21 protein-coding genes are annotated in these 22,357 nt (G+C 72.7%); 7 read left to right on the plus strand and 14 right to left on the minus strand.

Going from position 1 to position 22,357, the window contains the following annotated elements; genetic code table 11:
• Positions 1-117 precede the first annotated feature (117 nt).
• Positions 118-669, plus strand: a complete 552-nt coding sequence (locus tag ABZ857_RS01200) for a GtrA family protein (protein ID WP_357035524.1) — start codon at positions 118-120, stop codon at positions 667-669.
• 20 nt (positions 670-689) lie between these two features.
• Here ABZ857_RS01200 and ABZ857_RS01205 read toward each other — a convergent pair whose 3' ends face one another.
• From ABZ857_RS01205 to ABZ857_RS01250, 10 genes are all read right to left on the minus strand, one after another.
• The gene (locus ABZ857_RS01205; RefSeq protein ID WP_357035527.1) at positions 690-1,958 is read right to left on the minus strand and encodes an ATP-binding protein; all 1,269 of its coding nucleotides are present in this window, start codon (positions 1,956-1,958) and stop codon (positions 690-692) included.
• Between the two features lie 35 nt (positions 1,959-1,993).
• Positions 1,994-2,662 carry a response regulator transcription factor gene (locus ABZ857_RS01210; RefSeq protein ID WP_030451323.1) on the minus strand — a complete coding sequence of 223 codons (669 nt, stop codon included), beginning with the start codon at positions 2,660-2,662 and terminating at the stop codon, positions 1,994-1,996.
• A gap of 330 nt (positions 2,663-2,992) precedes the next feature.
• Positions 2,993-3,475: a bacterioferritin gene (gene bfr / locus ABZ857_RS01215; RefSeq protein ID WP_357035530.1), complete on the minus strand. Its 483-nt coding sequence runs from the start codon at positions 3,473-3,475 to the stop codon at positions 2,993-2,995.
• 13 nt (positions 3,476-3,488) lie between these two features.
• The gene (locus ABZ857_RS01220; RefSeq protein ID WP_079316362.1) at positions 3,489-3,668 is read right to left on the minus strand and encodes a (2Fe-2S)-binding protein; all 180 of its coding nucleotides are present in this window, start codon (positions 3,666-3,668) and stop codon (positions 3,489-3,491) included.
• A 137-nt stretch (positions 3,669-3,805) separates the two neighbouring features.
• Positions 3,806-4,891: an S-(hydroxymethyl)mycothiol dehydrogenase gene (locus tag ABZ857_RS01225; RefSeq protein WP_357035534.1), complete on the minus strand. Its 1,086-nt coding sequence runs from the start codon at positions 4,889-4,891 to the stop codon at positions 3,806-3,808.
• 10 nt (positions 4,892-4,901) lie between these two features.
• Positions 4,902-5,939, minus strand: a complete 1,038-nt coding sequence (locus ABZ857_RS01230) for an adenylate cyclase regulatory domain-containing protein (protein ID WP_357035537.1) — start codon at positions 5,937-5,939, stop codon at positions 4,902-4,904.
• 2 nt (positions 5,940-5,941) lie between these two features.
• Entirely contained in the window at positions 5,942-6,454 is a 513-nt protein-coding gene (locus ABZ857_RS01235) for a PH domain-containing protein (protein ID WP_357035539.1), read from the minus strand.
• Positions 6,455-6,514: 60 nt separating this feature from the next.
• A complete protein-coding gene (locus ABZ857_RS01240; RefSeq protein WP_357035542.1) occupies positions 6,515-7,366 on the minus strand; it encodes a biotin--[acetyl-CoA-carboxylase] ligase in 852 nt (283 codons plus the stop codon).
• 73 nt (positions 7,367-7,439) lie between these two features.
• Positions 7,440-8,600 carry a sulfotransferase gene (locus ABZ857_RS01245; RefSeq protein ID WP_357035545.1) on the minus strand — a complete coding sequence of 387 codons (1,161 nt, stop codon included), beginning with the start codon at positions 8,598-8,600 and terminating at the stop codon, positions 7,440-7,442.
• Positions 8,597-9,745 carry a glycosyltransferase family 9 protein gene (locus ABZ857_RS01250; RefSeq protein WP_357035548.1) on the minus strand — a complete coding sequence of 383 codons (1,149 nt, stop codon included), beginning with the start codon at positions 9,743-9,745 and terminating at the stop codon, positions 8,597-8,599. Before ABZ857_RS01250 ends, ABZ857_RS01245 begins: the two co-directional genes overlap by 4 nt.
• Before the next feature lie 268 nt (positions 9,746-10,013).
• Between ABZ857_RS01250 and ABZ857_RS01255 the strand changes: the two genes are divergently transcribed.
• From ABZ857_RS01255 to fdhD, 3 genes are all read left to right on the plus strand, one after another.
• Positions 10,014-11,219, plus strand: coding sequence for a glycosyltransferase family 4 protein (locus ABZ857_RS01255; RefSeq protein ID WP_357035551.1), 1,206 nt, complete (start codon positions 10,014-10,016; stop codon positions 11,217-11,219).
• Positions 11,212-12,303: a glycosyltransferase family 9 protein gene (locus ABZ857_RS01260; RefSeq protein ID WP_357035554.1), complete on the plus strand. Its 1,092-nt coding sequence runs from the start codon at positions 11,212-11,214 to the stop codon at positions 12,301-12,303. The genes ABZ857_RS01255 and ABZ857_RS01260 overlap by 8 nt, the downstream gene beginning before the upstream one ends.
• 79 nt (positions 12,304-12,382) lie before the next feature.
• Entirely contained in the window at positions 12,383-13,270 is an 888-nt protein-coding gene (fdhD, locus tag ABZ857_RS01265; RefSeq protein WP_357035557.1) for a formate dehydrogenase accessory sulfurtransferase FdhD, read from the plus strand.
• 44 nt (positions 13,271-13,314) lie between these two features.
• On the opposite strand, the gene ABZ857_RS01270 is transcribed toward fdhD, so the two are convergent.
• From ABZ857_RS01270 to ABZ857_RS01285, 4 genes are all read right to left on the minus strand, one after another.
• Complete coding sequence (locus ABZ857_RS01270) at positions 13,315-15,951, minus strand: phosphoenolpyruvate carboxylase (protein WP_357035559.1); 2,637 nt, start codon at positions 15,949-15,951, stop codon at positions 13,315-13,317.
• Between the two features lie 78 nt (positions 15,952-16,029).
• Complete coding sequence (locus tag ABZ857_RS01275; protein ID WP_357035562.1) at positions 16,030-16,503, minus strand: hypothetical protein; 474 nt, start codon at positions 16,501-16,503, stop codon at positions 16,030-16,032.
• Positions 16,504-16,796: 293 nt separating this feature from the next.
• Positions 16,797-18,365, minus strand: a complete 1,569-nt coding sequence (locus ABZ857_RS01280) for a hypothetical protein (protein ID WP_357035565.1) — start codon at positions 18,363-18,365, stop codon at positions 16,797-16,799.
• An 85-nt stretch (positions 18,366-18,450) separates the two neighbouring features.
• Positions 18,451-19,221 (minus strand): ABC transporter ATP-binding protein, encoded by a 771-nt coding sequence (locus ABZ857_RS01285; RefSeq protein ID WP_357035568.1) that lies wholly within the window; start codon positions 19,219-19,221, stop codon positions 18,451-18,453.
• Between the two features lie 223 nt (positions 19,222-19,444).
• Here ABZ857_RS01285 and ABZ857_RS01290 point away from each other — a divergent pair, with 223 nt between their 5' ends.
• From ABZ857_RS01290 to ABZ857_RS01300, 3 genes are all read left to right on the plus strand, one after another.
• A complete protein-coding gene (locus tag ABZ857_RS01290) occupies positions 19,445-21,034 on the plus strand; it encodes an acyl-CoA carboxylase subunit beta (protein ID WP_357035571.1) in 1,590 nt (529 codons plus the stop codon).
• The gene (locus ABZ857_RS01295; RefSeq protein ID WP_357035574.1) at positions 21,031-21,255 is read left to right on the plus strand and encodes an acyl-CoA carboxylase epsilon subunit; all 225 of its coding nucleotides are present in this window, start codon (positions 21,031-21,033) and stop codon (positions 21,253-21,255) included. The genes ABZ857_RS01290 and ABZ857_RS01295 overlap by 4 nt, the downstream gene beginning before the upstream one ends.
• 197 nt (positions 21,256-21,452) lie before the next feature.
• The gene (locus ABZ857_RS01300; protein WP_357035577.1) at positions 21,453-22,337 is read left to right on the plus strand and encodes an NYN domain-containing protein; all 885 of its coding nucleotides are present in this window, start codon (positions 21,453-21,455) and stop codon (positions 22,335-22,337) included.
• The last annotated feature ends 20 nt before the right edge of the window (positions 22,338-22,357 follow it).

Below are 22,357 nucleotides of genomic sequence, written 5' to 3' on the forward strand. Positions count from 1 at the left end.
TTCTTTGGTGACCTGGGACGAAGCGGGCCAAGGTTGCGGCAAGACCCCGATTTGTGCTTGCTACCGGTAGCCTGAGAAGACTTCGCCGCCAACCATGGCCGCCGATCAGGAAGGACCGTGCGGGACGTGCAGTTTCTACGACGCGCCTACGAGCGGTTCGCCGCGCTCATCCACGAGTTGCTCAAGTTCGGCACGGTCGGCGCGATCGCGTTCGTCATCGACTTCGGCGGTTCCAACCTGCTGACGTTCGGCGTCGGCATGGGTCCCATCAAGTCGAAGGTCATCTCCACGGTCGTCGCCGCCACGTTCGCGTACGCGGGCAACCGCTTCTGGACCTACCGGCATCGGAAACAGAGCGGCTTGGCGCGGGAGTACGTCCTGTTCTTCGTGCTGAACGGCATCGGTCTGATACCTCCGATGATCACTATCGGCTTCACGCACTACACCCTGGGCCTGCAGGACCTGCTGAGCTACAACATCGCCCAGGGCGTCGGCGTGGCGATCGGCACGCTGTTCCGCCTCTGGTCGTACAAGAAGTGGGTGTTCCTGGCGGCCCCTGAGCTGGCCGAGGAGTCCGCCAAGGAGTCTGCCGAGGGGGCCGTCGAGAGGGTCGGCGCGCGGCCCCACCCCGACGTGCAGGCACAGGCCGACCCTCTCACCACCCGCTGAACCCTCAGCTGAACCAGCCGTCAGGCGGGACCGCTCACCACGCGGTGACGTTCGCTGTCACGGGTGTGGCGTAAGAAGATGGCGAAGGTCGCCGGGCGGCGTTTGACGAGCTCCAGCCGTCCGCCGTCGGCCGCCACCAGGGCACGGGCGAGGGTGAGCCCCAGGCCCGTGCCGCCTCCCCCGCTCACACTCCGCTCGAACACCCGGTGGCCGAGGGCCTCCGGGATGCCCGGGCCCTCGTCGGCCACCTCGATCACCACAGACCTGCCCGTACTCGATGTGTTGATCGTCAGCACGCCGTCGCCGTGCTTGAGGGAGTTCTCCAGCAGGGTGGACAGCACCTGGCTGAGCCCGCCGGTCGTGCCGAGCGCGCTGAGGCCCCGGTCGCCCGCGAGCACCAGCGACCGGTGGGCCCGGCGGAACGCCGGCTCCCACTCGACGATCTGCTGCCCCACCACGTCGTCCACGTCGATCGGCCCCGCCTGGGCGTGGCGCTGCCTGCGGGCGGCGGCCAGCAGTTCGTCGATCACGGCGGTCAGCCGCTCGACCTGCACCACCGCGGCCTCGCCCTCCTCGCGGACCACCTCGGGCTGGTCGGCCGCCGCGACGATCTCCTCCAGGCGCATGCTCAGCCCGGTCAGCGGCGTGCGCAGCTGGTGGGAGGCGTCGGTCGCGAACTCGCGCTCCCGCGCGAGCAGGTCGGAGATCCGCAGCGCGCTGCGGTCCAGCACCTCGGCCACGAGATCCAGCTCCGGGATGCCGTAGCGGTGCCTGCTCGGCCTCGCGTCACCCGAGCCCAGCCGCTCCGCGATCCTGGTGAGATCTTGGAGCGGCAGACTCAGGCGACGCGAGGTGACCGTGGCCAGCCCGATCGCGGCCCCGAGTGCCACGACCGCGAGCGCGATGATGAGCACCAGCCGCGCCTGGGTGTCCTGTTGGATCTGGGCCGCGTCGCGGCTGACGCGTACGTAACCGTTCTCGGAGCGCGCCTCCTCGGCCAGGTCGCGGCCCGCCGTCGGAGGCGAGCCCACGACGATCGGCGGTTTCCCGCGGACGAACACCTGGAGGTACCGGTCCGGGTAGTTCCGCGCGAGCTGGTCCGGGCTGATCCCCTGACCCTGGCTGAGGGAGTACTCCACTCCCAGCAGCAGCCGGCTCGCGTCCGTCCTGAGCTCCTGGGCGACCTCGTCGCTGATCAAGCGCACGACGACCACACCCAGGGGCACGCCTAACAGCAGTACCGCGATGACCGCGACGAGCAGCATGGAGGAAAGCAGGCGCCGGCGCACGTGCTAGCCCCTCCCCCGCAACCGCCCCACGGCGGCTACTCGCGCTCGAAACGGAAGCCGACCCCTCGGACGGTCGTGATGTAGCGCGGCTTGGCCGCGTCGTCGCCCAGCTTCCGGCGCAGCCACGAGATGTGCATGTCCAGTGTCTTCGTCGACCCCCACCAGTTCGTGTCCCACACCTCGCGCATGATCTGCTCGCGGGTGACGACCTTGCCGGCGTCCCGTACGAGCACGCGCAGCAGGTCGAACTCCTTGGTGGTCAGGTGCAGTTCCTTGTCTCCCATCCAGGCCCGGCGGGAGTCGGCGTCGATGCGGACGCCTTGCACCACCGGGGTTTCCGATGTTCCGCGCCGGAGCAGGGCCCGCACTCGGGCGAGCAGTTCTGCCAGGCGGAACGGCTTGGTGACGTAGTCGTCGGCCCCGGCGTCGAGACCGACGACGGTGTCGACTTCGTCGACACGGGCGGTGAGGATCAGGACCGGAGTCCCGTGTCCCTCCGCGCGAATGCGGCGCGCGACCTCCAGCCCGTCCATCTCTGGAAGGCCGAGGTCGAGAACAATCAGGTCGACGCCCCCCGACAAGGCCCTCTCCAGGGCCTGCGGGCCATCCGGGCTCACCTCCACCTGATAGCCCTCCCGGCGCAGGGCGCGCGCCAGCGGCTCGGAAATCGAGGTGTCATCCTCGGCGAGAAGTACGCAGGTCATGGTGCGATCGTAGGACCTTAAGCGATCGTTTCCCGGCTACAGCGCGCCTTTTGACTTGTCGTTGACCCATCAATTGACCTGGGCAAACACTGATAAATCCGGGATAGTCAGCACGCAAGCGACGCGATCTTCTACCCTATTCTCGACCATTCTGAACTTCGTCGCTGGAAAGCGGATAAGGGTATGAAAAACGCCCGCCGAAACGATGACGACGGGCGTTGTCCATCTGATTTCCCGCGAGTCCTCAAGCGTGAGTCTCGGAATCGTGAGTGCCCGAAGCGCGAGTCCGGAGCGCGACGGCCTCAGGCGAGCGACGGCTCAGGAGAGGACTCAGGAGGACGACGACGGCTCCGTGTACCGCTGCAGGTACAGCTGCTCGCCCAGGCTCTCCAGGAGGCCCAGCTCGGTCTCCAGGTAGTCGATGTGGTGCTCCTCGTCGGCCAGGATGCGCTCGAAGAGCGTCGCGGAGGTGATGTCCCCCCGCTCCCGCATGAGGGCGATCCCGGGCCGCAGCCGCTTGACCACGCCCAGCTCCAGCTCCAGGTCGGCCTGAAGCTGCTCCCTGACGGTCTGGCCGATGTGCAGGGTGTTCAGCTTCTGGTAGTTCGGCAGACCCTCCAGGAACAGGATCCGGTCGGTGAGTTCCTCCGCGTGCCGCATCTCGTCGATGGACTCCGCCCGCGTGATCGCGGCGAGCTTCGTGTATCCCCAGTTCTCCTGCAGCTTGGCGTGCAGGAAGTACTGGTTGATGGCGGTCAGCTCGGAGGTGAGCTGCTCGTTGAGCAGCGCGATGATCTCTTTGTCGCCCTGCATAAGCTTCCTCGATCTATGCGCTGGTGACCAGGTCCTCTGACCGTTTCAGGATCGCACAGATCTTCCGGACGCAAGACGCGCAGTCCCCCCCTGCCCCGGTGGCGTCGCGCACCTGGCGAGCCGTCCTCGCCCCTTCGGCGATGCAGTCGTGCACCTCGCTCTCGGTGACGGCGCGGCAGATGCAGACGTACATGGGTCGCCTCTCAGGGATCTTCAGGAAGGTTAGGCATACCTAACATAACTCACTTCGGTAAGGCTTGCCTACGTGACCCATGACACAAAAACGGGGGCGGCGCCGCTCCACACGACGCCGCCCCCGCCCGAGGCCGGTCAGAGCACCACGACCGACCGCAGCACCTCCCCGCGGTGCATCTTGCCGAACGCCTCCTCGACCTGGTCGAGGCCGATGGTCTCGGACACGAATCCGTCGAGGTCGAGCCGTCCCTGCAGGTAGAGGTCGATCAGCATGGGGAAGTCGCGGCTGGGCAGGCAGTCGCCGTACCAGGAGGACTTGAGCGCGCCGCCGCGCCCGAAGACGTCGAGCAGCGGCAGTTCGAGCTGCATCTCCGGAGTCGGCACGCCGACGAGCACGACGGTCCCGGCCAGGTCGCGGGCGTAGAAGGCCTGCTTGTACGTCTCGGGACGGCCCACCGCCTCGATCACGACGTCGGCGCCGAACCCGCCGGTCAGCTCGCGGATGGCCTCCACCGGGTCGGTCTCGCGCGAGTTGACGGTGTGGGTGGCGCCGAAGCCGCGGGCCCAGTCGAGCTTGCGGTCGTCCACGTCCACCGCGACGATCGTCCGCGCTCCGGCGAGGTGCGCGCCCGCGATGGCCGCGTTGCCCACGCCGCCGCAGCCGATCACCGCGACCGTGTCGCCCCTGGTCACACCGCCGGTGTTGATCGCGGCCCCGAGGCCGGCCATCACGCCGCAGCCGAGCAGGCCGGCGACGGCCGGCTTGGCCGCCGGGTTGACCTTCGTGCACTGCCCGGCCGCCACCAGGGTCTTCTCCACGAACGCCCCGATGCCGAGCGCCGGGCTGAGCACGGTGCCGTCGGCCAGGGTCATCTTCTGGGCCGCGTTGTGGGTGTTGAAGCAGTACCACGGCCGTCCCCGCAGGCACGCGCGGCACTGCCCGCACACCGCCCGCCAGTTGAGGATCACGTAGTCGCCGGGCTCGACCTCGGTCACACCCTCGCCCACCGCCTCGACGACGCCCGCGGCCTCGTGGCCCAGCAGGAACGGGAAGTCGTCGTTGATGCCGCCCTCGCGATAGTGGAGGTCGGTGTGGCAGACCCCGCAGGCCTGCACGTTCACGACCGCCTCGCCGGGCCCCGGGTCCGGCACGACGACCGTCTCCAGCGTCACCGCCGCTCCCTTGCCACGCGCCACCACGCCCTGGACTTCGTACGGCATGTCCTGCACCTCAACTTTCTCGGCTGGATCTCCTCAGAACATACGGCTCCACCACGCCGAGCCCGCGCGCGGGACGGCGGCGGAGTTTGACCAGGTCGACGCCGGGCGCCCCGGCGAGGCCCGCGGCCAGCTCGCTGTCGGCGAGGATCGTGCCCGGCCTGGCGATGGCCGTCAACCGGGCCGCCAGGTTGACCGTCGTGCCGAAGACGTCGCCCATCGCCGGCAGCACCGGGCCGTACGCCAGCCCGACCCGCACGTCGGGCCCCTCGGCGTCCCGCTTGAGCTCGTCGAGCAGGTCGAGCGCGATGAGGGCCGCGGTCCTCGGATCGGCGGCGGTGAAGAGCACCTCGTCGCCGAGCGTCTTGACCAGCCGCCCGTCGTGCGCGGCGATCACGTCGGAGGCCCGCGACTCGAACCCCTCGACCAGGTCGGCCAGCGCCAGCTCGTCCAGCTCCCTGGACACGCGGGTGAAGGCGACGAGGTCGGCGAACCCGACGGCGAGCCTCGGCCGGGTCGGCGAGACGTCCTCGCCGGGCTCGGCGAGGGAGACCAGCCGGCTCGCGGTGGCGGCGAGCTGGGAGCGCCAGACGTGCACCAGCGTCTGCTCGAAGTCCGGCAGCAGGCGGCTGACCGTGTCCATCACCTGCCGCAGCGCGTCCTCTCCCGCCCGCGCGCCGGGCTCGATCAGCGCGTCGACCATGATCTCGGCCTGCCACTGGGCGAGCCGCGCGGTCGTACGGCCGAGGGCCCTGGCCATGCGGATCACGGCCCGCTCGTCGAGCATCTCCGCGTCGAGCAGGTCACGGATGCGGTGCAGGGCCTCCAGGTCGGCCTCGGTGAACGCCACGGCGTCGTCGGCGAACGTGGCGAAGCCGAGGGCCCGCCAGATCCGCGCTGCCAGGTCCTGGGGGATGCCGGCCGCCTCGGCGACCTGCCTCCGGGTGTAGGCCGGCGCCGGCCCAAGGAACAGCCGCCGCATGTCGTCGGCGCCGGGCCGCCCGCTGATGTCCACGTCCCCCTCCCCCGCACGGCGCGTGGGCCGCGCCACGCTCAGTCTCCGTCGATGTTCCCGTCCGCGGCGTCCTCCACCAGCCGGAACAGCTCATGCCGTACGCGCTGGATCTGGGGGATGTCGCGGTAGTCGATGTCGCCCTTCTCCGACGCCGACTCGACCCGGAGCGTGCCGCATCCCAGGATGCGCTCCACGAGCCGCTGGTCGGAGCTCACGCTGCTCACCTTGGCCAGCGGGATGTCGTCCTCCGACTTGTTCAGCACTCCCGTGCTGATCGCGAAGCGGTGCGAGGTGAGCGTGTAGGACGTCGTCACCCAGCGTAGATAGGGGATGACCGTCCACAGGACCAGCGCCACGAACGCGACCACGGCCACCGCGCCGCGGGCGTACCCCGCGTACTCGTAGTCGCCGGGGATGAGGATGAAGGCCGCGACGGCGGCGGCCAGCACGACGATGAGGGCGAGGATCGGCAGGATCAGCCGCTTCCAGTGCGGATGGAACGATAGAACGATCCGCTCGCCGTCGGCCAGGTATTGATCGGGGAGACCCATGGCGCAAATCGTGACACGATCGCCGGTCGATTGCATGCGTTCGCCTGATCACCCAGCAGCTCAGGGAAGCGGGCGCGGGCCCGTCTCCGGCGACGAACCCTTGCGGACGTGGACGACGTCGCCCGCGCTGAGCGTGTGCTCGCCGTCCTCGGCGCGCACGAGCAGGTGGCCGGACGCGTCGACGCCGGTCGCCAGGCCCGTCAGCACCCGCTCGGCGGGCAGTTCGACCCTGACCTCCTGGCCCACAGTGGACGACCAGGCGAGGTAGGCGGCCCGCAGGCCCGAGGCGTCCGCGTCGCCGCCGGCGGCCGTCCAGTCGCGGTAGTGCGACTCGACCTCCCGCAGGATCGCGCGCAGCAGCGGGTCGCGGTCGGTGCAGGCGGCGTTCTCGACGGCGAGGGAGGTGGCCCGTTCCACGGGCAGCTCCTCCGGTCGCAGCGAGACGTTGAGACCCATGCCGACGACCACCATGCGGTCCACCCGCTCGGCCAGGATCCCGGCGAGCTTGCGCTCCCCCACCATGAGGTCGTTGGGCCACTTGAGCCGCACGTCGACCTCCGCGATCCGCCGTACGGCCGAGGCGGCGGCGAGGCCGACCAGCAGCGCCAGCCAGCCCTGCCGGGCGAGCGGCACCTCCGGCCGCAGCAGCATCGAGAACGTCAGCCCCGAGCGCGGCGGCGCGGTCCACGGGCGCCCGAGCCGGCCCCGGCCGGCGAACTGCGACTCCGCGACCAGCACGGCGCCCTCGGACGGGCTCTCGCGCACGGTCCTGGCCAGGTCGGCGTTGGTGGACCCGGTCCGCTCGACGACGCGTATGGACGACCACAGCGAGCCGGAGCGCACCAGCGCCCTGGTCAGCGCGGTCTCGGACAACGGGGGCCGGTCGAGATCGGCGTACGGCGAGTCGGACACGCACCCAGGCTATCGACCCCCGGGCCGCCTCCAACCGCCGCACCGTCCGCCTACCGGCACCGCGGCACCGCGCTCACCGCCCGGGCCGGGCCGCGATCACGGACTCCAGGGCGCGCATCCGCCGGAGCCGGGCGGCGAGCCGGGGCCCGCAGCGCTCCGTCCGCCCCCGGGGGTGGCACCCGCCGCCGCCGTCGTCCGGCGGCAGGTAGCCGAAGGCGGCCATCTCGGGGGCGGCGACCTCGGTGACGAGGGCCGCCTCGGCCGGGGTGAGCACCGTGCGCCACAGGTCGCGCCGCTCCGTCGTCACCGGTTCGAGCGCGCGGGCCTTCCACCACTCCCAGGGGTGCACGATGGGCGGCAGCGGCCGTTCCTCCGCCGCTTCGGACGCGGACGCCGGAGGCACGCCGAGGAAGTCCGCGAGCCGGGCCCGGGAGGCGGCCGGACCGGCGACCAGATCCTCGTAGCGCACCACCAGGCACCGCCGCGGCCCGAGCCGGTGACGGGCGGCGCGCAGCGACCGCTGGTCGAAGACCCATTCCTCGGCGAGCTCGCCCGGATCGCGGATGCCCCAGGGAACGGCCCGGTGCGAGGCGGCCACGGCACGCGGATCGCGCACCACCCCGACGATCTTCAGCGCGGGGTCGGCCGACGTCATCGCCCGCCACCACAGCAGGTGTTCCGGCGTCTTCTCGCCGTACACCGCGCTGGGCGGCCAGGGCGGCGAACACAGTGGTGAACACGGGGGTGAACACGGTGGTGAACACAGCGCGACGACCAGCGCGGAGAACAGGTCGATCAGGCGGTCGCAGCGAGGGCCGAGCAGCTCGAACATCCGGGCGCGATCGAGGCGCAGTCCCGCCGAGGTCGGCAGCGCCTCGAACCGGCTCAGCTCGTCGCACACCTCCGGCCAGGTGAGGGGGAAGCGCCTCCTGGCGAGCAGGCCGGGCGCGAACAGGTGCAGGAAGTGGGTCTCGGGCGGCATCACCACGTCCGGCAGCTCGCAGCACAGCCGCTGGGTCACGGTGGTGCCCGACCTCGGTGTGCCGACCACGAGGAACGACAGACGCGGCGTCGTGTCCTGTGCCGGGTCCCGTCCCGTGATCGGCGCCGGGCCCCGCACCATTTCGAGGGGCGTGCTCCGCGCCGTGTCCGGCGCCGCGATCACCGCACCGCTCGTGGGCGCGTCACCGCCGTCCTCCAGGCGTACGGCGCCGCTCTCGGGGGCCGTCGTCATCGGGCGTCCCGCGTGCCCGCCGGGGTCCGCCACCAGGGGCCGCCGCGCTCGTCGGCCAGGCGCAGCGCCTCGGCGGCGACCTGCTCGGGCGGGATGTCGAGGCAGTCGAGGGCGAAGGGGCAGGCGAACTGGCGGCAGGGCGAGCACGCGGTGGGCACCGTGAGGATCGACGCCGGGCCGAACCGCGGCCGATACTGCTCCACCTGCTCGGTGCCGGCGAACAGCACGACCACGGGCGTGCCGAGCGCGCTGGCCAGGTGCGCCCCGCCGCTGTTGTTGCACACGACCACGTCGACGGCCTCGATGAGCGCCGCCAGGACCGGTACGTCGAACCGGCCGGGCAGCAGGATCGCGCCGGGCACGCCGGCGCCGGTGGCCTCGACGAGCGGCGTTTCCCCGGCCGTTCCCGCCACGACGACCCGCAGCCCGGCGGCCGTGAGCAGCCCGGCCACCCGGGCGAACCGGTCGGCCGGGTAGCGCCGCGCGGAGCAGGAGGCCCCCGGGAGGATGAGCGCGCACGGCCGCCTTCCGCGACCGTCCCCATGGCCGTCCCCTCCGGACCTGGAGTCGAGCAGGCGGCGGGCCGTACGGGCCGCCTCGGCGGGCACGCGGACGCGCAGCCTGCCCTCGACCGGAGGGACGCCCACCCGTTCGAGCATGTGCAGCGCGCGGTCCACCTGGTGGGTCTCGTCCGGCGGCGAGGGCACCCAGTGGGTCAGTCCCGCCCCGCCGAACTCCTTGGACATGCCGACCCGTACGGGCACCCCGGCGAGCCGGCAGAGGTACGCGGCCGGCCAGGGGGCCTGGGAGAACGAGGTCAGGATCACCGCCGCCTCGTAGCCGCCCCACCCGATGCGCTCGACGAGGTCCAGGTCGTCGGTGACCGGGACGTCCTCCCCGCCGGTCTTCTGCCACGAGACCGAGGCCGTGAGCACGCCGGCCACCTCGGGGAGCAGCCCGGCCGCGGCGGCGCCCGCGGGGGCGGCCAGCAGATCGAGCCGGGCGCGGGGAGCGGCACGCCGCAGCGCGCGCAGCGCCGGGCCCGCCATCACGACGTCGCCGAGGTTGTCGGGACGGATCACGAGCACGCGGGCGAGCCCTCGCCACGGGACCGGCGGGCCTGCGAGCGCCGCGGGATGCTCCATCCCCTGCGCCTACCCCTCGACGAACAGGACAAAACGGCACATAAACCCATACAAACGGATGGTTTGCCACGTGAGTCCCTCGGGCACCTCCCCCGGCGCGGCGCTCGCGTCCGGCCTCCCGCGGCCGGCCGCGCACGCGCACCCCAGCGGGGTGGAAGGGCGCCCTCCTCGGCGGAACGAGAGGAGGGCGCCACGCGACCGGTGACGCGGCGCCTCTGCGTCCGGAGAAGGGGCCGGAGAAGGGGCCGGAGAAGGGAGGGGAGGCGGCGTGACGGAGAGGGGCCGGATCCGCGTGGCCATGGTCCACGGTCCCGGGCCCGCCGACCGCGACGGCGTCGGCGACTACGTCGAACGGCTCGTCGGCGCGCTCGGCGAGGCCGGAGTCGAGGCGGTGGGGGTGCCGGTGGGATCACCGGGGGCGCGCTCCCCCTGGCACTGGCTGCCGGCCACGCTCGACGCCGCCCGGCGAGTGCGGCGGCTGCGCCCGGACGTGGTCCACGTGCAGTTCGCCCCTTCGGCCTACCGGTTCTCCGGGCTGCCCGGGCTGCTGCCGCCCCTGCTGCCGCCCGGCGCGCCGCTGGTGACCACCCTGCACGAGTACGGCTGGTGGGCGGCCCCCGGGTGGGTGCCCGGCCCCGTCTGGCGGCCCCTGGAACGCGCCCGCCTGTGGGACCGGGAGACCGGGCGGCTGGTGCCCGCCAGCGCCCTCGTGGTCGTGACGAACGCCTCCCACGCCCGGCAGGTCAGGCGGCGCGTCGGAACGGCCGCCGTGGAGGTGCCGCTGGCGCCGAACGTCGTGGATCACGGCGGGGGACGGCAGGCGCGCGTGCGGGTGCGGGACCGGCTCGGCATGGGGCCGGACGACCCGCTGCTCGCCTTCTTCGGGTTCGTCCACCCCGTGAAGGGCGTGCGTCAGCTCATCGAGGCCCTGCCCGCGCTGCGCGCGGCCCGCCCCTGCCTGCGCCTGCTGGTCGTGGGCGGCTTCGCCTCCCAGGCGCTGCCCGAGGCCGAGGCCCGGGCCTTCCGCGCGGAACTGGAGGCGCTGGCCGGGCGGCACGGCGTCGCGGACGCGGTGACGTTCACCGGTCACGTGCCCGCCGCCCGGGTGTCGGAGTTCCTGCACGCGGCGGACGCGGGCGTCCTGCCCTTCACCGCCGGGGTGACGACCAAGAGCGGCGCACTGCTCACGATGCTGGCGCACGGGCTGCCGACCGCGGTCACCGTGCCGGACGAGCCCGACCCCACCCTCCCGCTCGGGGAGGCCGTCGCCGTGATCAGGGCCCGCCGCGACGCCGTCGCCATCGCGCGGACCGTCGCGCCGCTGCTCGACGACCCCGAGGCGCGGCGGCACATGGGCAGGGCGGCCCGGCGGCTCGCCGCCCGCCACTCCTGGTCCCGGGTCGCCGCCGCCCACCGGGCGCTGTACGAGACCCTGGCCGGCCCGCGCCGCCCGCTCGGCCGGCCGGATGCGTGAGCCGTACCGGGAGATCCTGGTCGTCGACCTGCTCGGCGGGATCGGCGACCTGGTCATGCTCCTGCCCGTCGTGCACGGCCTGGCCCGCCGCAACCCCGGCGCGTCGCTGCGCGTGCTCACCCACGAGCCCGGCGCCGCCCTCCTGCGCGGCGACCCCGCGGTCACGCGCGTGCTCACCCCCCGCCACGACGGCGCGGGCGCGGAGCGGGAGGCGGTGACCGAGGCGCTGGCCGCCCGGCGTCCGGACCTCGCGGTCACCACCACCCGCTACGACGGCATTCCGGATCTCCTCGCCGCCTCGGGCGCCCGGTGCGTCACCGACCTGTGGTGCCGCCCGCCCCCTGACGAGCCGGTCGGCGAGCGCTACCTGCGCATTCTGCTCGCCGAGGGCCTGCTGCGGCCCGAGGACGCCCTCGCCCGTCCGGCCGTGCGCCTGACGCCCGCCGAGATCGCGTACGGCGAGAGCGCGCTCGCGCACCACCTCCCAGCCTCCGGGACGGGGCCCCCGGTCGTGCTGATCACGGACGCGGGCATGGACGTGAAGCGGTGGCCCGCCGGGCGCTGGCGGGAACTCGCCGCGCTGCTGGCCCGGCGTGGTCATCCCCTGCTCACGCCCGACGCGCCGCCCAAGCGGGACCGCGCGGACGCGAAGGACGCGGTTTTCGGCCCGGAGGTGGCCGTGCTGCCGCAGTGCGGCCTGCGCGGGCTCGCCGCGTGCTTCGCCGCCGTGGCGCGTCGCGGCGGGGTGGCCGTGGGCGGCGACACCGGGCCGCTGCGGCTGGCCGCCGCGGCCGGGGCGGCCACGGTCGGGCTGTTCGGGCCCACCTGGGCCGGCCGGTACGGCCTCCGCCCCTCCACCGGCTCCGGACTCCTCGGCGGCGCGGCCGATCTCCAGGGGCTGCCGGGCTGCCCGCACCGCAGGCCCACGGCCATCACCGAACAGCCGTGCTGGTGGACGGCCGGCTGCCCGCTGTCCCCGGCGGGCCCCGCCTGCATGGCCGACATCTCCGTGGCGTCCGTCGTGCGCGCCGTGACGCGCCTGTGCGCCGGTTCCCCCATGCGCCACCCGGCGGACGACGGCTGACCGGTGCTGACCCGTGAACCGTGGCGTGGCAGGCTGCGTACGGGAAAGAACGGCAGCCATGCCGCCGAGGAGGAGGCAGATGGAACGGGACGGCGGGGCACGGCCCACTGTGCGTCCGGGGCCCGTCACGCGGTCACGCGTCCGGAGGGTGTCCGGATCGGCGGTACGCGACCGGCGCGACGACCTCGCCACGGAGGAGCCGCTGGAGATCCGGCTCCTGGCCGGCGGCGAGAGCCGTACGGTGGCGATCACGATGCGGACGCCGGGCGCGGACTTCGAGCTCGCGGCGGGGTTCCTGCACGGCGAGGGGATCGCCGGCCACGGCGACATCGCGGCCATCGGCTACTGCACGGACGAGGACCTGGATCCCGAGGCGCGCTACAACACCGTGACCGTACGGCTCACCGCCCCCCGGCTGCCCGACCTCGGCGCCGCGGCGCGGAACTTCCTGACATCGAGCGCGTGCGGCGTCTGCGGCACGGCGAGCCTGGACGCCCTGCGCGACCGCTGCGCCGTGCCGGCCGTGCGCCCGCCGGTCGCCGTGTCGGCCACGACCGTGTACGGCCTGCCGGACCGGCTGCGGGAGGCCCAGGGGGTGTTCGGCAGGACGGGCGGGCTGCACGCCGCCGGGCTGTTCACGCCCGACGGCACGCCGGTGGCGGTGCGGGAGGACGTGGGACGGCACAACGCCGTGGACAAGCTGGTCGGCTGGGCGCTGCTCGGCGGCCGGACCCCTCTCGACCGGCACGTCCTGCTGGTCAGCGGCCGGGTCGGCTACGAGATCATGCAGAAGGCCGCGAGCGCCGGGATCCAGATCGTGTGCGCCGTGTCGGCGCCCTCCTCCCTCGCCGTCGACCTGGCGCGCGAGTTCGGCATCACGCTCGTGGGGTTCCTGCGCGAGGAGCGCTTCAACATCTACGCCTGCCCGGAGCGGATCGACGTCGAGCAGGCGGCCGAGACGCCGTGATCCGGCCGGGCGCCCGGATCCCGGGCGCCCGGCCGGTTCGTACGTCAGCCGGTGTTCTGCAGGCCGGCCGCGACGCCGTTCACGCTGAGCAGCAGCAGCGTGGACAGGCGCTCGCGCTCCTCCTCCGACAGGTCGCCCGGCGCCCGCAGCGCCGACAGCGCCCGCAGCTGGAGGTGGCTGAGCGCGTCCACGTAGGGGTCGCGCAGCTGCACGGCCCGCGACAGCACGCGCCGGTTCTCCAGCAGGCGGGCGTGGCCGGTCACCTCCAGCACCAGCCGCCTCGTCAGGTCGTACTCCTCCAGGACCTGCTCGGGGAAGTCGCTCCGGCCGCCCAGGGCCAGGTAGCGGGACGCGATGGAGCGGTCGGTCTTGGCCAGCGACATCTCCGCGTTGTCCAGCATCGCGGCGAACAGCGGCCACTCCTGGTAGGCCGAGCGCAGTTCGGCCATGCCGCCGTCGGTGACCACGGCGGCCAGGCCGCTGCCCAGGCCGTACCAGCCGGGGAGGTTGACCCGCGTCTGGGCCCACGAGAACACCCACGGGATGGCCCGCAGGTCGTCCAGCGAGCGCGGCGCGCCGAGGCCGCGCCGCGCGGGCCGGGAGCCGAGCCGCAGCGAGCCGATCTCCTCGAGCGGGCTGACCAGCGCGAACCACTCGGGGAAGCCCGGGGCCTCGGTCAGCGCCCGATAGGCGCGCTCGGAGGCCGCGGCCACGGTGTCGGCCAGCCGGCGGAACTTCGCCGCCGCGGCGGCCGTGCTCGACTCCACCGCCGAGGTGGACGCGAGCAGCACGGCGTTGGTGACCTGCTCGATGTGCCGCTTGGCGATCGCCGAGTGGCCGTAGCGCGCGAAGATGACCTCGCCCTGCTCGGTGACCTTGAACCGCCCGGCGACCGAGCCGGGGGCCTGGGCGAGCACCGCGCGGTTGGCGGGGCCGCCGCCCCGTCCGAGCGCGCCGCCGCGGCCGTGGAAGAGCCTGAGCTTGATGTCGTTGGCCGCGGCCCAGGCCGTCAGCGCCGCCTGCGCGTCGTACAGGCGCAGGGTGGCCGCCGCCGGGCCGAGTTCCTTGGCCGAGTCGGAGTAGCCGAGCATGACCTCCATGCGCCGCCCGTTCTCGGCGAGCCTCCGGCGCACGGGCTCCAGCGCGACCATGCCCTCCAGCACGGCGGTGGAGTTGTCCAGGTCTTCGCCCGACTCGAACAGCGGGACCACGTCGAGCACCGGGGCGCGGTCGCCCATGGCGTGCCTGGCCAGCTCGTACACCGCCGCGATGTCGTCGGCCGAGCGGGTGAACGAGACGACGTAGCGGGAGCAGGCGGTCACGCCGAAGCGCTCCTGGATCCAGCCGATCACCCGGATCGTGGCCAGGACCTCCTCGGTGCGCTCGGACGGCGTGCCGGAGGCGATCTCCTTCAGCGCCGCCGCGTGCACCGCCGAGTGCTGGCGCACCTCCAGCTCGGCCAGGTGGAAGCCGAACGTCTCGACCTGCCAGATCAGGTGCTGCAGCTCGCCGTACGCCTGCCGTACGGCGCCGGCGCCGCGCAGGGAGTCCTGGGTGAGCCGCAGGTCGGCCAGGAGCTCGGACGGCGCGCGGTAGGCGAGGTCGAGGTCGCGGCGGCGGGTCGCGGCGATCCTGGCCGCCACGAACATCAGCCACTGGCGGTGCGGCTCCCGCGGCGACCGGGTGGCCATCTCCGACACCAGGTCGGGGTGGTCGTCCTCGGCCTGCGCGAGCGCGGCCCGCAGCTCGGCGGACGGCGGCGTGAAGACGTTGGCGAGGGTGAGCGACCTGCCGATCCGGGTGGCGGCGTTCTCCAGCGCGATCAGCACGTGCTCGGCCTGGATCTGGATGGCCTCCCTGGTCACCTTGGCGGTGACGTTCGGGTTGCCGTCGCGGTCGCCGCCGATCCAGCTTCCGTAGCGGATGTACGCCTTGGCCAGCGGCTCCCGCGTCCCGGTGCCGGGCCCGAGCGCCGCGTCGAGCGAGCGGTAGATCAGCGGCACCGTGCGGAACAGCGTCTCGTCGAACGCCGCCATCGCCGTACGGACCTCGTCCAGCGGGTCGAGCTTGGTGTGGCGGAGCTGGGCGGACCGCCACAGGATGTCGATCTCCTCGAGCAGCCGCCGGTGGGCCTCCTCCCGCTCGGCGGCGCCCCGGCCCGGGGTGTTGTAGGCGTCGAGCTGAGCGCTGATCCGCTGGATGGCGGTGACGATCGCCCGCCGCCGCGCCTCCGTGGGGTGGGCGGTCAGCACGGGCCGGAACTCCAGCCCGTCGATCAGGTCCTGGAGCCGGTCGTCGCCGCGCAGCCGCTGCACGGCCTCCGCGAGGGACTCGCGCAGCGGCACGTCGTCCTTGTCGCGCTGCCGCAGGGTGCGGATGCGGTAGTGCTCCTCGGCGAGGTTGGCGAGATGGAAGTAGCAGGTGAAGGCCCGGGCGATCTGCACGGCGCGGTCGACGGGCCACTCGGCCACCAGGGCCGCGACCTCGTCGGCCGTCGTCTCCCGACGACGGGCCGCGATCACCGCCTTTCGGAGCCGTTCCACGTCGGCGAGGAGGTCGGGGCCGCCGTGCTCGGCGATCACCTGACCCAGTAGTCCACCCAATAGGCGCACGTCAGCGCGGAGTTCGTCCGGCATCTCCGCTACGGCGTTGTGTCGTTCGGCAGGAGCGATGGCGGCCATGTTTGGAAGGCTAGCGAATCGCACTCGGGAGCCCGAGGGCGGTCTCACCAATTGGACTAGACCACTCGAACGGGCAGGTCAGACCGGTCGCGCGTCCGGGGTGCGGAGCGCCTCGGCCGGGGCTTCGGGGAGTGCTCTGAGGCGGCGGGTGAGGTGCTGGGCGAGCCGCCCATGCGCCACCACGATCGCGCCGAAGACGACGATCAGCACGGCGATCGGCGTCAACTGGCCGTCGTCGGCCAGGACGATGGTCTTCGCGTCGCCGAGCCCCGTCCTCACGGCCAACAGCCCCGTGAGCGCGGCGGTCGCCCAGCGACCGGCGTGCATGATCGCCGGACGCGCGGTCGCGGTCACCGCGGCCGGCAGGGCCAGCACGACGAACGCGACGAGGATCGCGACCGTGCCCGCCAGGGACAGGCCGGTCGATCCGCCGACGGCCAGCGCGATGCCCCGCATCAGGAGGCGCGCCAGCACTCCGATCACCAGTCCGCTCAGCACCGCCGCGCCCACCGGCGCCCAAATCGCTCGGCCCGGCCGCGTATTCTCACGCATTATCTCTCCCCCTAGAACGGTCCAAACGGTTATAAGGGTGGGCCGTATCCCCCGCAACACCGCAAGGACTTCGCGACCGCTCCGTTACGCGAGGGGCGCGGCCGTGTCCGGAGTGAGGAGCGCGCGGAGCGAGGAACGAGCGAGCACGCACCGAGGGAGGTGCTTGTTGGCGCGCCTCCGGCACGACGCTTATTGGCGCGCCTCCGGCACGACCAACGGACTTAGGCGCCCCAAGCCGTCAGGCGCAGAAATGAGCACGAGCCGCCGCGCGGAGGCGCGGCAAAACAACCCGGTCAGGTGGGGCGGGAGACGGCGGTGAGGAGTTCGGGGAGGCGGGCGAAGCCGATGCCGGCGGCGAGCCGGCGGCCCGCCCAGGCGACCACCACGCCGTACGGCACGGCGACCACGGCCGCCCACGAGGTCAGGCCGAGCAGGACCGGCAGCACGACGGGCAGCGCGAGCGCGCCGGTGGCGAGCATCGCGGCGAAGGAGGCGATGAACGCCTGCCCGCCCTGCCCCGGAGCGGCGCCGCTGAAGGCGTTCAGGCGGTCGGGATAGGTGTACGGCACGGTCACGCTGGTGAGCGCGCCGACGCCCATGGCGACGCCGAGCACGCCCCACGCGACCGGCGCGGCGACGACGGCCCAGGCGGCGTCGCCCGCGACCAGGGCGGCGGCCAGCGCCACCAGGGTCAGCAGCGGCACCCCGATGACCGCCATGGCCAGGTGCCGGCCGGCCAGGTCGGTACGCAGGTCACGCGGGGTCGAGAACGCCACCGCGTTCATCCACAGCGACCTGCCGTCGATGCCGAAGGAGTTGGCCGCCTGCAGTCCGATCACGACGGCCGCCAGGCAGACGGGCCCGACCACGAACCGCGGCCCGGCCCAGCCGTCCGGTCCGCGCAGGGAGAAGATGACGACCGCGCTCACGAAGAGCGCGACGATCCAGTTCATCCGGCCCCGCGGCTCCCTCGCGGCGTACTTCAGCTCCTTGGCGACGACGGCGCCGAGCATGCCGCCCGGCAGGAACCGGCCGAGCGGGACCCGTCCGGACCGCCGGACGGAGCCGCCGCCCTGGCTTGAGGCGTCGGGCCGCACCAGCGCGTGCCGCAGCGCGGCGATCCACAGCCACCCCAGCACGACGACCGCCATCGCGACGACGATCAGTTCGGCGACGCCGATGAGCCCGCCGTCGGCGATCGCGTGCGCGGCCAGCCCCGGCGGCGTCCACCGCAGGACGTCGCCCGCCGACGCCAGGATCCGCGTGGGGTCGCCGGAAAGCCCCCGGTTGATCAGCAGGTTGGGCAGCTGGAAGAGCAGCACGCCGAAGACGGCGGCGACCGCGAGCAGGTCGCGTCCCCTGCGGGTGCGCAGCACGCCGGACAGCGCGGTGGTCACCAGGCGGGAGGCCGTGAGGCAGAAGGCGAACTGGAGGACCACCGCGGGCACCCCGAGCAGCACCCCGCCCGGCCCGTGGGCGAGCGCGACCACGCCGCCGGACAGCGCGGCCAGCGAGGCGATCGGCCACGGCCCGGTCGCCGACGCGGCCAGCATGCCGGTCGCGAGCTGCCGGGTGGTCAGCGGGAACAGGGCCAGCCGGGCCGGGTCGAGCGTCTCGTCCAGGCCGAAGGCCATCAGTGGCACGACGATCCACCCGACGGCGAACGTCGCGAACGCCGCCGACACGAGGTCGAGGGCGACGTCGGGCGGCGCGAACCGGATGAGGGACAGCAGCGTGAACCCCGCGACGGCGGCGAGGAGGGCGGCGCCCAGCGAGAAGGCGAAGCCGACCTGCTTGCCGACCTCGCCGCGCAGGCCCCCGCGCACCAGGCTGAGCTTCAGCCGGACGAACAGCCACGTCATGACACACTCCCGATCGGATCGCGCCGCGTCGTCACGCGCCCGTGAGACGGGCGCCGCCTGAGCCGGCCGCCGGTGGGCGGCGGGGTCAGGAGGTGGACGAGCCGAGCCACGACAGCCCCTCGTCCCCGTTGCCGTTGCCCCGCACGCCGACGAGGTCGAGGAACGCCTCGTTGAGCGTGCGGCCCCGCCGTACGTCGTCGAGCGGGCCCTGCGCGACGACGAGGCCACGGTTCATCACCGACACCCAGTCGCACAGCCGCTCGACCAGGTCCATCACGTGGCTGGAGAAGACGACGGTGGAGCCCGAGGCGGTGTATCTGCGCAGCACCTCGACCAGTGTGTTGGCCGAGACGGGATCGACGCCCTCGAAGGGCTCGTCGAGGAACAGCACGCGCGGGTTGTGCAGCAGCGCCGCCGCGAGGCCGATCTTCTTGCGCATGCCGGTGGAGTAGTCGACCACCAGTTTGTCCTGCGCCTCGACCAGGTCCATGACCTTGAGCAGCTCGTCGGCGCGCCTGCCGACCTCGTCCAGGGGGATGCCGCGCAGCTGGCCGCCGTACATCAGCAGTTCGCGGCCGGACAGCCGTTCGAACAGCCGCAGGCCCTCGGGCAGCACGCCGATGTGCGCCTTGACGCCGACGGGGTCGGCCCACACGTCGTGGCCGTCGATCTCGATCCGCCCGCCGTCCGGGCGCAGCAGGCCGGTGACCATGCTCAGCGTCGTCGTCTTGCCCGCGCCGTTGGGACCGACCAGGCCGGCGAAGCTGCCCCTCGGCACGACCAGGTCGACCCCGCCGACCGCCACCTGCTGCCCGAAGCGCTTGTACAACCCCTGCGTGCGTACGGCGTCCGCCATGGAGCCCCCACTTGTATAAAGCCGTCGTAAAGCCGAACGAACGGCACACGGGCCGCGTTCCTGGTGGGAGTTCCCGCACGGGCGACGGGAATCCCGGTGAGCGCGACCCGGCGCGACCAGACGGCGCCGGCCTGGTTAACCTGTCGCGCATGGATTCGACGCGACCCGGAACGGCGTTCGGGACCCGAGGGCCGCTGGGCATACGAGGAACGGTGAGCAGGCGATGAGCGCCGAACACGCCCCCGAGATCGACATCCACACCACCGCCGGCAAGATCGCCGACCTGGAGCGCCGCCGGAGCGAGGCGGCCCACGCCGGCTCCCGGCGTGCGGTGGAGAAACAGCACGCCAAGGGCAAGATGACGGCCCGCGAGCGGCTGGCCGCCTTCCTTGACGAGGGCTCCTTCGTGGAGTTCGACGAACTGGCCAGGCACCGGGCGACCGCCTTCGGCCTCGACCGCGAGCGCCCGTACGGCGACGGGGTCGTGACCGGGTACGGCACGGTGGACGGCCGGCCGGTCGCGGTGTTCGCACAGGACTTCACCGTGTTCGGCGGCTCGCTGGGCGAGGTCTTCGGCGAGAAGATCGTCAAGGTGATGGACCACGCGCTGAAGACCGGCTGCCCGGTGATCGGCATCAACGACTCGGGCGGTGCGCGCATCCAGGAGGGCGTGGTCTCCCTCGGCCTGTACGCCGAGATCTTCAAGCGCAACGTGCACGCCTCGGGCGTGGTCCCGCAGATCTCGCTGATCATGGGCCCGTGCGCGGGCGGCGCCGTGTACTCCCCCGCGCTGACCGACTTCGTCCTGATGGTGCAGGAGAAGTCGCACATGTTCATCACCGGGCCGGACGTCATCAAGACCGTGACCGGCGAGGAGGTGACGTTCGAGGAGCTGGGCGGCGCGCACACGCACAACTCGCGCTCGGGCGTCGCCCACTACGAGGCGTCCGACGAGCAGGACTGCCTCGACTTCGCCAGGGCGCTGCTGTCGTATCTGCCGTCCAACAACATGGACGATCCGCCCGCCTTCGACGTCGAGGCGGACCTGGAGACGACCGACGAGGACCGCGAGCTCGACACGCTGATCCCCGACTCGGCCAACCAGCCGTACGACATGCACACGGTGATCGAGCACGTCCTCGACGACGGCGAGTTCCTGGAGATCCACGCGGGCTTCGCGCCGAACATCGTCGTCGGCTTCGGCCGGGTCGAGGGCCGTTCGGTCGGCGTCGTCGCCAACCAGCCGATGAGCTTCGCCGGGACGCTCGACATCGCCGCCTCCGAGAAGGCCGCCCGGTTCGTGCGCACCTGCGACGCCTTCAACATCCCGGTGCTGACCTTCGTCGACGTACCGGGCTTCCTCCCGGGCACCGACCAGGAGTGGAACGGCATCATCCGGCGCGGCGCCAAGCTGCTGTACGCCTACGCCGAGGCGACCGTGCCGCTGGTCACGGTCATCACCCGCAAGGCGTACGGCGGGGCCTACGACGTCATGGGGTCCAAGCACCTCGGCGCGGACGTCAACCTGGCCTGGCCCACCGCCCAGATCGCCGTGATGGGTGCCCAGGGCGCGGTCAACATCCTCTACCGGCGCGAGCTGGCCGCCGCCGACGACCCGGACGCCGCGCGGGCCCGTTTCATCAGCGAATATGAGGACACGCTGGCCAACCCCTATCTCGCGGCCGAGCGCGGCTACGTGGACGCGGTCATCCGGCCCTCGGACACCCGGATCCAAATCGTCCGCGCGCTGCGCGCCCTCCGCAACAAGCGGGCCACGCTGCCGCCGAAGAAGCACGGGAACATTCCGCTGTGACCGGCCGCGAACCGTACCTCAGCATCGTCCGGGGGGACGCGACCCCCGAGGAGATCGCCGCCCTCGTCGCCGCGCTGGCGGCGCGGGCGGCGGCACGCGACGCCGGCCCTGCGGCACCGGAAACGAAGCCGGGAAACTGGAGGAACCCGGCACATCGGCTGCGCGTGGGGCTCCCGCACGGCCCGGGAGCCTGGCGCGGGGCCTTCTTCCCCGGCGGGTGACACGTCTGCCGACGCCTTCCGCGACGACTACGGACCGATTACATCGCCGGAACAGGGTGTCAACTGGCTCAAGAGTTGGGACTATCTAGAAAGCGGGGGAATATAGTCAGCCGATCAACTAGTGACGAGTCCAGGAGGACACCATGGCCATCCCGGACTTCAGCGCACATGGCATTGCCGCAAAGTATGCCGTTCTCGTGGACGTCGGTTACCTTTACGCGGCCGCCGGTGAAGTTCTCTTAGGCGCCAAGGAGCGTAAGGAGTACCGCGTCGCCGCGGACGAGCTGATCCAGGCGCTGCAGAAGCACGCGCTCGAACGCATCCCGGGTGAGCTGCTGCGCGTCTACTGGTACGACGCCGCCCGCGACCGCGTGCCCACCGTGGACCAGCGTGTGATCGCCCAGCTTCCCTGGGTCAAGGTCAGGCTGGGCAACCTGAACGCCCGTGGCCAGCAGAAGGGCGTGGACGCGCAGATCCGCAGCGACCTCGAAGCCCTCGCCCGCCACCACGCCGTCAACGACACCGTGTTGATCGCCGGAGACGAGGACATGGTGCCCGCCGTGGAGGCCGCGCAGGCGTACGGCGTGCGCATCCACCTGTGGGGGGTCGAGCCGCCGTTCGGGACCAACCAGGCCGAGCGGCTCGTCTGGGAGTCGGACACTGTCGAGATCCTGAGCGCCGACTTCCTGCGTCCCTTCTTCACCCGCGCCCCGGTGCCGGTGCCCGTGCCGCCCACGCCGTCGCCCGCCCAGGTGTTCGCGGGCCGTACGGTCAAGCCGATGCCGCCGAAGACGCCCGCCGGGCAGGTCGCCAAGCTGGGCCCGGGCCGGCCCCGCGTGGAGGAGGTCGGCGAGCATGTGGCGCAGAAGTGGATACTGACCCGCGGCCGGGACAACATCCGCGACCTGCTGCCGGGGCCGCTGCTGCCCACGGTGATCGACACCGAACTGCTCATCGAGGCCGAGAAGGAGCTCGGCCACTCCCTTCGGCCCTACCCCGAGGCGCGCGTGTGGCTGCGCGACGGCTTCTGGGCCCGGGTCTACCGCGAGTTCGACCTCGGGGTCGGCATCTCCAGCAAGTGACGTCAGCGTCCGAGCTCGCG

Origin of the sequence: Microbispora sp. NPDC046933 (assembly GCF_040644635.1) — a bacterium.
Lineage (GTDB): Bacteria > Actinomycetota > Actinomycetes > Streptosporangiales > Streptosporangiaceae > Microbispora.